8 protein-coding genes and 1 pseudogene are annotated in these 8,125 nt (G+C 67.5%); 4 read left to right on the forward strand and 5 right to left on the reverse strand.

Going from position 1 to position 8,125, the window contains the following annotated elements; all coding sequences use genetic code 11:
- Nucleotides 1–379, forward strand: a 379-nt coding sequence (locus Q0U08_RS14740; protein ID WP_298092220.1) for a CinA family protein, incomplete at its 5' end; no start/stop codon positions are given.
- Here the strand turns inward: Q0U08_RS14740 and Q0U08_RS14745 are convergent.
- Nucleotides 340–798: a type II toxin-antitoxin system RatA family toxin gene (locus tag Q0U08_RS14745; protein WP_298092221.1), complete on the reverse strand. Its 459-nt coding sequence runs from the start codon at nt 796–798 to the stop codon at nt 340–342. The genes Q0U08_RS14740 and Q0U08_RS14745 overlap by 40 nt on opposite strands.
- A gap of 5 nt (nt 799–803) precedes the next feature.
- Nucleotides 804–1,745 (reverse strand): lipoyl synthase, encoded by a 942-nt coding sequence (gene lipA / locus Q0U08_RS14750; RefSeq protein WP_298092222.1) that lies wholly within the window; start codon nt 1,743–1,745, stop codon nt 804–806.
- Nucleotides 1,746–1,865: 120 nt separating this feature from the next.
- On the opposite strand from lipA, the gene Q0U08_RS14755 reads away from it, so the two are divergent.
- A complete protein-coding gene (locus Q0U08_RS14755) occupies nt 1,866–2,510 on the forward strand; it encodes a carbonic anhydrase (RefSeq protein ID WP_298092224.1) in 645 nt (214 codons plus the stop codon).
- A 4-nt stretch (nt 2,511–2,514) separates the two neighbouring features.
- Here the strand turns inward: Q0U08_RS14755 and Q0U08_RS14760 are convergent, their stop codons facing one another.
- Both Q0U08_RS14760 and aspS read right to left on the reverse strand, forming a co-directional pair.
- Nucleotides 2,515–3,858 carry an APC family permease gene (locus Q0U08_RS14760; protein WP_298092226.1) on the reverse strand — a complete coding sequence of 448 codons (1,344 nt, stop codon included), beginning with the start codon at nt 3,856–3,858 and terminating at the stop codon, nt 2,515–2,517.
- Between the two features lie 16 nt (nt 3,859–3,874).
- Complete coding sequence (gene aspS / locus Q0U08_RS14765; RefSeq protein WP_298092228.1) at nt 3,875–5,686, reverse strand: aspartate--tRNA ligase; 1,812 nt, start codon at nt 5,684–5,686, stop codon at nt 3,875–3,877.
- 92 nt (nt 5,687–5,778) lie between these two features.
- Between aspS and rnd the strand changes: the two genes are divergently transcribed.
- Entirely contained in the window at nt 5,779–6,957 is a 1,179-nt protein-coding gene (gene rnd, locus Q0U08_RS14770) for a ribonuclease D (protein WP_298092230.1), read from the forward strand.
- A complete protein-coding gene (locus Q0U08_RS14775; RefSeq protein ID WP_298092232.1) occupies nt 6,954–7,223 on the forward strand; it encodes an I78 family peptidase inhibitor in 270 nt (89 codons plus the stop codon). Before rnd ends, Q0U08_RS14775 begins: the two co-directional genes overlap by 4 nt.
- 43 nt (nt 7,224–7,266) lie before the next feature.
- Here Q0U08_RS14775 and Q0U08_RS14780 read toward each other — a convergent pair.
- Nucleotides 7,267–8,125 (reverse strand): annotated as a pseudogene (locus Q0U08_RS14780) (Ppx/GppA family phosphatase); the annotation flags it as partial.

An 8,125-nucleotide genomic window follows, 5' to 3' on the forward strand; every position in this document is an offset into this window, starting at 1 on the left:
ACTCACCGAAGTACCCGGCGCATCCGACGTGTTCGATCTGGGCTTCGTCACCTATTCCAATGACGCCAAGATGGCATTGTTGAAGGTGAGCGCGGACGTGCTGGAAACATTCGGCGCGGTATCCGTCGCCACGGCCTGGGCGATGGCGCAGGGCGCGCTGAGGCATAGCACCGCCGACATTACCGTCGCGATCACCGGGGTCGCCGGGCCGGGCGGCGGCACCGAGAAGAAGCCGGTCGGCACCGTCCTGTTCGCGCGGGCGGAGCGCGGCGGCGACCCGGACGATGTTCACTCCGTCCGCCGCAGCTTCGGCGATATCGGGCGCGGCGGTATCCGCGCTCAGGCGGCGTTGTGCGCGCTGGAGCTGCTGCTGCCGTAAAGCTTGCGTGCCCGGTCCTCGAAGGCACCGATCATCCGGCGCAGGGCGGTGCCGAACACCTGCCCTGCCAGCATCTCGAACACGCGGTTCTTGAACGCGAAATCCACCGAGAAATCGACCGCGCAGCCGCCCTCTTCGGGGCGGAAGCGCCATTCGTTGCGCAGATATTTGAGCGGTCCGTCGATATAATCGACATTGATGCTGTGCGGCCGCTGCTTGGCGACGCGGCTGGTGAACGTCTCGCGCAGCCCCTTGAAGCCGACGATCATGTCCGCCACCGTTTCGGTCTCGCTGTTCGACCGGACCCGCATCGCCGATACCCAGGGCAGAAATTCCGGGTAGCGGCCGATATCGGCCACCATGTCGAACATCTGCTCAGGCGTATAGGGAAGGTGACGCGTCTCGCTATGCTTGGGCATGCGCGTTACGCCCTCACCTCCTGGGGCCGGGCCGCGGCGAGCTTGGCCGCCCGCGCATCGCGCAGCCGTGCGAAATCGTCGCCGGCATGGTAGCTGGACCGGGTCAGCGGCGACGATGCGACCAGCAGGAAGCCCTTGGCACGCGCGATCGCGGCATAGGCGTCGAACGCCTTGGGCGTCACGAACTCGGCGACCTTCGCATGGCGCGGCGTCGGCTGGAGATACTGCCCCATGGTCAGGAAATCGATGTCGGCGGAACGCATGTCGTCCATCACCTGATGGATCTCCAGCCGCTCTTCGCCCAGCCCCAGCATCACGCCGGACTTGGTGAAGATCGACGGGTCATGCCGCTTCACGCTCTCCAGCAGGCGCAGCGAGGCGTAGTAGCGCGCACCCGGCCGGATCGTCGGGTACAGCCTCGGCACCGTCTCCAGATTGTGGTTGTACACGTCCGGCCGCGCCTCGACGATCGACTCGACCGCGGCCTGCGCCTTGTTGCGGAAGTCGGGCGTCAGGATCTCGATCGTCGTCGAGGGCGTATTGCGGCGCAGCGCCTGGATCACCTTCACGAACTGCGACGCGCCGCCATCGGGCAGGTCGTCGCGGTCGACGCTGGTGATCACGATATGCTGCAGCCCCATTTCGGCCGCCGCCACCGCGACATGCTCGGGCTCCAGCGGATCGACCTTGCGCGGCATCCCCGTCTTCACGTTGCAAAAGGCGCAGGCGCGGGTGCAGGTATCGCCCAGGATCATCACGGTCGCGTGCTTCTTGGTCCAGCACTCGCCGATGTTCGGGCAGGCCGCTTCCTCGCAGACCGTCGCCAGGTTCAGGCGGCGCATGAGCTGCTTGGTTTCCGCGAACCCGACCGAGGTCGGAGCCTTGACGCGGATCCAATCGGGCTTGCGCGCGCGCTGCGGCGCGGCCAACGGGGTCATCTCGTTCATGCATCGCGAAATAGCGATGTGATCGGCGAGACACAATGGCGACCCGTCCCGGGATCGATTCGGAACCGCATCGGTCTTGAGCGTGTTCGCCATCATGCGCTTTAAATTCCGGGAGTGATCATGACCGACTTTTCCGATCTCGTTGATGGCTATCGCCGCTTCCGCACCGCCGATTGGCGTCGCCAGCGCGAGCGCTGGTCCGAGCTGAAGGAAGGACAGAGCCCCAAGGTGATGGTGATCGCCTGTTCCGACAGCCGCGTCGATCCGGCGCAGGTGTTCGACACGTTGCCGGGCGAGATCTTCGTCGTGCGCAACGTCGCCGCCCTCGTTCCCCCTTTCGAGACCGGCGGCGGCCATCACGGCGTGTCGGCCGCGCTGGAGTTTGCGGTGACGCAGCTCAAGGTCGAGGAAGTCGTGGTGATGGGCCACGGCAAATGCGGCGGGTGCCAGGCGGCCCTGACGCGCGGGTTCGCCGATGCCAAGCCGGGTGAAGGCGGCTTCATCGCCGACTGGGTGCATCTGCTCGACGGCGCCCGCGAAAAGGTGGAGGCTCAGCATCTGGAAGGTGCCGAGGCAACCCGCGCGATGGAAATGGAGGCGGTGCGGACCTCGATCGAGAATCTGCGCACCTTCCCCTTCGTGACCAAGGGCGAGGACGCCGGCACGCTGAAGCTGCGCGGTGCTTATTTCGCCATCGCCGACGGCATCCTGCACGTCATGGAGGATGACGGCGCGTTCAAGCCGGCATGGAACGAAGCGGCCTGACGGCTCAGTCCTGCACCTGCCAGGGCCCCCGGCGGCGTAGCACGAACCAGTAATAGGCCGCCGAGCCGATAATCTGCGCCCCGGTCATCAACAGGCCGGGGCGTCCTTCTTCCAGATCCAGCCAACTGGTCCAGACGATATAGCCCAGCGCCGCCAGCGTGATGATCGGCGCGAGCGGATAAAGCGGCATCCGGTACGGCGCATGCGCGGTCGCCCCCGTCCGCCGCCCGACGATCGCGGCCAGCGCGATGCCCGCATAGATCGCGACCAGCCCGGTTCCGCTCAGCACCCCCACCCCGCCCACGACCAGCGTGCCGACGACCGGCGATCCCAGTCTGGGGTGGATGCTTGCCATCCAGCGATCGACCGGCGCGCCCCAACTGCGATCGCGCGCCGTGCCGTAGAAGAAGCGCGCGCAGGCGAGGATACATGCGATGATCGCGTTGACGATCGCCACCACGACGCCCAGCGCCATCGCGGCACCCAGTCCGCTGCCGCCCCGCGCCGCCACCATCTGCCCGAACGGATCCTCGCTGCGCAGCACAGCGCCCAGATCCTGTGCCGAGACGAGCAGTGCGATCACCGGCACCACCTCGAACGCCAGCGTCAGCACCAGGGCGGCCAGGATCGCCCTGGCGATACGCTGCGGGGCGTCCAGCATCTCCTCGCCGAAATACACCGCCGCGCCGTAGCCGTTGAGCGCGAAGATCGCGATCGACGCCGCCAGCCCGATACTTGCCGGGCTGGCGGGCACCAGCGCGCTTGCCGCGGGCATCACCGGCGCCGTCAGGAAGCGTGTGGCATCCTGCGCCCAATCGGCGAACCCCAGTCCCACCACGACCAGGATCGCCAGCACCTCGATCGCCAGAAACGCGCCGGTCACCAGCGCGTTCACCCGGATATTGAGCAGCGCCACCAGCGTGGAGCCCGCGACCACCGCCGCCGCCACGGGCACGGCCGGCAGGCCCGGCATCACGGTGGCCAGAACGGCACTGATCCCCAGCCCTGCGACCGGCGGAAACAGCAGGTTGTTGAAGACGTTGACGCCCAGCATCACAAAGCCGGCCAGCGGCCCCAGTGTGCGCGCGACCGCGACATATTCGCCGCCAGCAACCGGCCAGGCCGACGACAGCTCGGCATAGATGAACGCGGTGGCGACGCAGACCACGCCGGCCAGGATCATCGCCCAGACGGCGCCCGTGCCGGCGACCTGCAACATGCCCGGCACGATCACGAACACCGACGATGCCGGCGTCGCCACCGACAGCGTCAGGAACAACACGCCCATCACGCCAAGGCTGCGGACCAGCCGGGGCGCCGCCGCCGGCTGCAACTGATCGTCCAGCATCGCCGCCCCTGACGGGTCAGCCCGCCTTGGCGGCCACCGTCTTGTCGACGTCCGGCGCGACCGCGGTCGAACGCAGGCTCAGCTCGCGCATCTGCGCGTTGGACGGCAGGCTGGGCGCGCCCATCAGCAGGTCTTCGGCACGCTGGTTCATCGGGAACAGCGAGATTTCGCGCAGGTTCTGCGCGCCGCACACCAGCATCACGATACGGTCCACGCCGGCGGCCATGCCGCCATGCGGCGGGGCACCGTACTGGAATGCGCGATACAGCCCGCCGAAGCGCTCCTCGACATCGGCCTTGGACAGCCCCACCAGCTCGAACGCCTTGACCATCAGCTCAGGGCTCTGGTTGCGGATCGAACCCGATGCGATCTCGTAGCCGTTGCAGACGAGGTCATATTGATAGGCCTTGATGGTCAGCGGATCCTGACCCTCCAGCGCGTCCATCCCGCCCTGCGGCATCGAGAAGGGGTTGTGCGCGAACTCGACCTTCTTGGCGTCCTCGTCCCATTCGTAGAAGGGGAAATCGACGATCCAGCACAGGCGGAACGCGTCCTTCTCGATCAGGCCCAACTGGTCGGCGACGCGGGTACGCGCGGCGCCAGCCAGCTTGGCGGCCTGTTCCACCTTGCCGGCGGCAAAGAACAGGCCGTCATCGGGACCGAGGCCGAGCGCGGCATAGATCGCCTCCATGCCCTCGGTGCCGTGGTTCTTGGCGATCGGGCCACCGAATTCGCCACCCTTGCGCGTGACATAGCCAAGGCCCGCATGCCCCTCGGCCCGCGCCCATTCGTTCATCTCGTCGAAGAATTTGCGGCTCTTGTCCGCGGTCGCCGGTGCCGGGATCGCACGCACCACGCCGCCCGATCCGACGATCTTCTCGAAGAGGCCGAAGCCGGAGGTGGTGAAATGCTCCGACACGTCGGTGATGATCAGCGGGTTGCGCAGGTCGGGCTTGTCGCTGCCATATTTCAGCATCGCCTCGTCATAGGCGATGCGCGGAAATTCGCCCGTCGGCGTCACGGTGCGGCCATCGGCGAAGCTCTCGAAGATGCCGCCGATCACCGGCTCCATCGTCTCCCACACCTCTTCCTGCGTGACGAAGCTCATCTCCAGGTCGAGCTGGTAGAATTCGCCCGGCAGGCGGTCGGCGCGCGGGTCTTCGTCGCGGAAGCAGGGCGCGATCTGGAAATAGCGGTCGAAGCCGGCCACCATCAGCAACTGCTTATACTGCTGCGGCGCCTGCGGCAGCGCGTAGAACTTGCCCGGATGGATGCGGCTCGGCACCAGGAAGTCGCGCGCGCCTTCCGGCGACGACGCGGTCAGGATCGGCGTGGAATATTCGGTGAAGCCCACCGCTTCCATGCGTCGGCGCATTTCGGAGATCACCCTGGTGCGCCGCACGATGTTGGCGTGCAGCGTCTCGCGCCGCAGGTCGAGGAAGCGGTAGCGCAGGCGGATATCCTCCGGATATTCCTGCTCGCCCGCCACCGGCATCGGCAGTTCCTCGGCCGCCGACAGCACCGTGGCGCCGCGCGCGAACACCTCGATCTCGCCGGTCGCCAGGTTCGCGTTCACCGTGCCGGCCGATCGCGCCTTCACCACGCCGTCGATCGTCACCACCGATTCGACGCGCACCGCCTCCAGCACCGGCAGCGCCGCCGAGTCGCTGTCCGCGACGATCTGCGTGATGCCGTAATGATCGCGCAGGTCGATGAACAACACGCCGCCATGATCGCGCTTGCGGTGCACCCATCCCGACAGGCGAACGGTCTCGCCGACCTGGGGAGCGGCCAGCCCAGCGCAATTATGGGTTCGGTAAGCGTGCATGATCGCGATCTCTGACAAGCAAAGTGGAAAGCCGGCCGCTTTCCTGTCCGGCCCCTCTTTGTCAACCCGCGCTGGCGGTCTATGGGCGTTGGATGCACGTACACCCGTTGATTACCGACAGCGCGACGCTCGCCAATCTCTGCACCCGCCTCGCCGATGCCGACTTCGTCACCGTCGACACCGAGTTCATGCGCGAAAGCACTTATTGGCCCGAACTCTGCCTGATCCAGATCGCCGACACCAACGAGGCCGCCGCGATCGACCCCATGGCCCTGGGGCTGGACATGACCCCGCTGCTCGACCTGCTGGTCAACAACGAGGATGTGCTGAAGGTCTTCCACGCCGGCGGCCAGGATATCGAGATCATCTACAACCTGACCGGCAAGACGCCGCACCCGCTGTTCGACACGCAGGTCGCGGCGATGGCGCTGGGGCAAGGCGAGCAGATCGGCTACTCCAACCTCGTCGATAGCTGGCTGGGCATCCAGGTCGACAAGGGCGCGCGCTTTACCGACTGGTCGCGCCGCCCGCTCGACCAGCGGCAGGTCGATTACGCGATCGGCGACGTCACCCATCTGTCGAGCATCTTTCCCAAGATGCTGGAGCGTCTGAAGAAAACCGGCCGCGGCGCATGGCTGGACCAGGAAATGGAGCGGCTTGCCGATCCCTCCCATTACGCCAACGATCCCGATCTGGCCTGGAAGCGCGTGCGCATCTCCGGCCGCAAGCCCGACGTGCTGGGCCGGCTGAAGGCGCTGGCCCGCTGGCGCGAGCTGGAGGCACAGGCCAAGGATCTGCCGCGCGGCCGCATCGTCAAGGACGAGACGCTGGGCGACTTGGCCGGCCACCCGCCGCGCAAGCAGGCCGATCTCGCCCGCGTCCGCGGGCTGTCCGCCACCTGGGCCGGCAACGATATCGGCGGCCGCCTGATGGCCGCGATCGAGGCGGCCGAGCCGCTTCCGGCGGACGAAATGCCCCCGCGCGACGATCGCAAGCCGGGTCTCGGCAAGGAGGGCTCGCTGGTCGCCGACCTGCTGAAGCTGCTCCTGAAGATCCGCGCCCGCGATATCGACGTCGCCTCGCGCCTGCTCGCCCGGTCGGAGGAGCTGGAGCTGCTCGCGGCCGGCGTGCGCGAGGATCTGCCGATGCTCACCGGCTGGCGCTTCGATCAGTTCGGCCGCGACGCGCTCGATCTGGTCGAGGGGCGGCTGGGCTTCGTGGTGAAGAACGGCAAGCTGAAGATGGTCCGCACGGAAGGAGAAACCGCATGATCGGCCGGTCCCTGATTGCCCTGTTGCTGCTCGCTGGCTGTACTACGACTGCGCCGAAACCGGGTCAGTGCCGTGCGGATCGCGCGCAGGATCTTGTCGGCAAGCCCTGGGCCCCGACCAGCGAAGCGGACGTGCTGAAACGTACCGGGGCGAAGGCGCTCCGGGTCATCGGCCCCGACACGATGGTGACGATGGATTATCGCATCGATCGCCTGAACGTCGAAACCGATGCAGCCGGCATCGTCACCCGGCTACGCTGCGGATAAGGCCCTTTCCCCCGCCGCCCACGCGGCGGGGGTGTTTTTTCCGTCAAACCTCGCCGACCACCGCGCTACGCCCCAGGCCATTGGCCAGCGCCGTGTGCCGTCGCTCCACCGCCTCGCCGTAGAAGCCGGTATCCCCGGCGGGCAGCGCCAGCGTCACCGCATCGTCGGACAGCGCCACCGACGATCGCTCCAGCGGCCCCGCCAGCCCGGCGCTCAGCCGCTGGCCCAGCCGGATCGCCAGCCCCCACAGGGTCGCCGCCTTCAACTGTGCCGGACTGGCAAGCTGCGCCAGCGGGTTCGGCACGTCCAGCCCCCCGCCGAGACTCGTGTGCAGCGCCTGCGCCAGCATCGCACGGCCGACCGCGTCGATCCCCACCCAGTTGCCATGCAGCGCGATCTCCACCCCGCGCTCGGCCCGGAACTCGGGGTTGGCCCGCCAGCCGACATCGGCCAGCAGGCATGCCGCATGCCGCAACCGGGCATCGGCGGGTGCATCGTTGGGGAACAGCGGCGCGATCCAGCCTTGCAACAGATCGCCATGCTCGGGAAAACGGCCGAGCAGCCGCCCTTCCTCCCGCGCCCCGACGATCAGCGGGTCCAGCGCACGCGTTTCCGCATCCAGCGCCCCGAACAGCAACCCTTCGCGAAGACCATAGGCCGACACGATCGTCGTGCTGCTCCCCAGATGCCGCAGCAGCACGCCCAGCAGTGCCGTCGCATCGCCCAGCGTCGCCGCCCGCCCGGATGACAGCCCCGGTACGCCGCGCAGCCTGGGCTTGCTCAGATGCGGGATCGTCCGCCCCAGCCGCGCCACATCCGCAGGCGTCAGCGCGTAATGATGGATGATCGGCAGCGGATACTCCGCCAGTCCCATGTCCAGCCGCGCCAGCGCGCGCCATGAC

Origin of the sequence: uncultured Sphingomonas sp., from assembly GCF_946477935.1 — a bacterium.
GTDB lineage: Bacteria > Pseudomonadota > Alphaproteobacteria > Sphingomonadales > Sphingomonadaceae > Sphingomonas.

Excerpts from the sequence above, each read along its gene's own strand:
- rnd (WP_298092230.1), top strand. The coding sequence starts at position 5,779 with ATGCACGTACACCCGTTGATTACCGACAGCGCGACGCTCGCCAATCTC.
- Q0U08_RS14755 (WP_298092224.1), top strand. The coding sequence starts at position 1,866 with ATGACCGACTTTTCCGATCTCGTTGATGGCTATCGCCGCTTCCGCACC.
- aspS (WP_298092228.1), bottom strand. The coding sequence starts at position 5,686 with ATGCACGCTTACCGAACCCATAATTGCGCTGGGCTGGCCGCTCCCCAG.
- Q0U08_RS14760 (WP_298092226.1), bottom strand. The coding sequence starts at position 3,858 with ATGCTGGACGATCAGTTGCAGCCGGCGGCGGCGCCCCGGCTGGTCCGC.
- Q0U08_RS14745 (WP_298092221.1), bottom strand. The coding sequence starts at position 798 with ATGCCCAAGCATAGCGAGACGCGTCACCTTCCCTATACGCCTGAGCAG.
- Q0U08_RS14775 (WP_298092232.1), top strand. The coding sequence starts at position 6,954 with ATGATCGGCCGGTCCCTGATTGCCCTGTTGCTGCTCGCTGGCTGTACT.
- lipA (WP_298092222.1), bottom strand. The coding sequence starts at position 1,745 with ATGAACGAGATGACCCCGTTGGCCGCGCCGCAGCGCGCGCGCAAGCCC.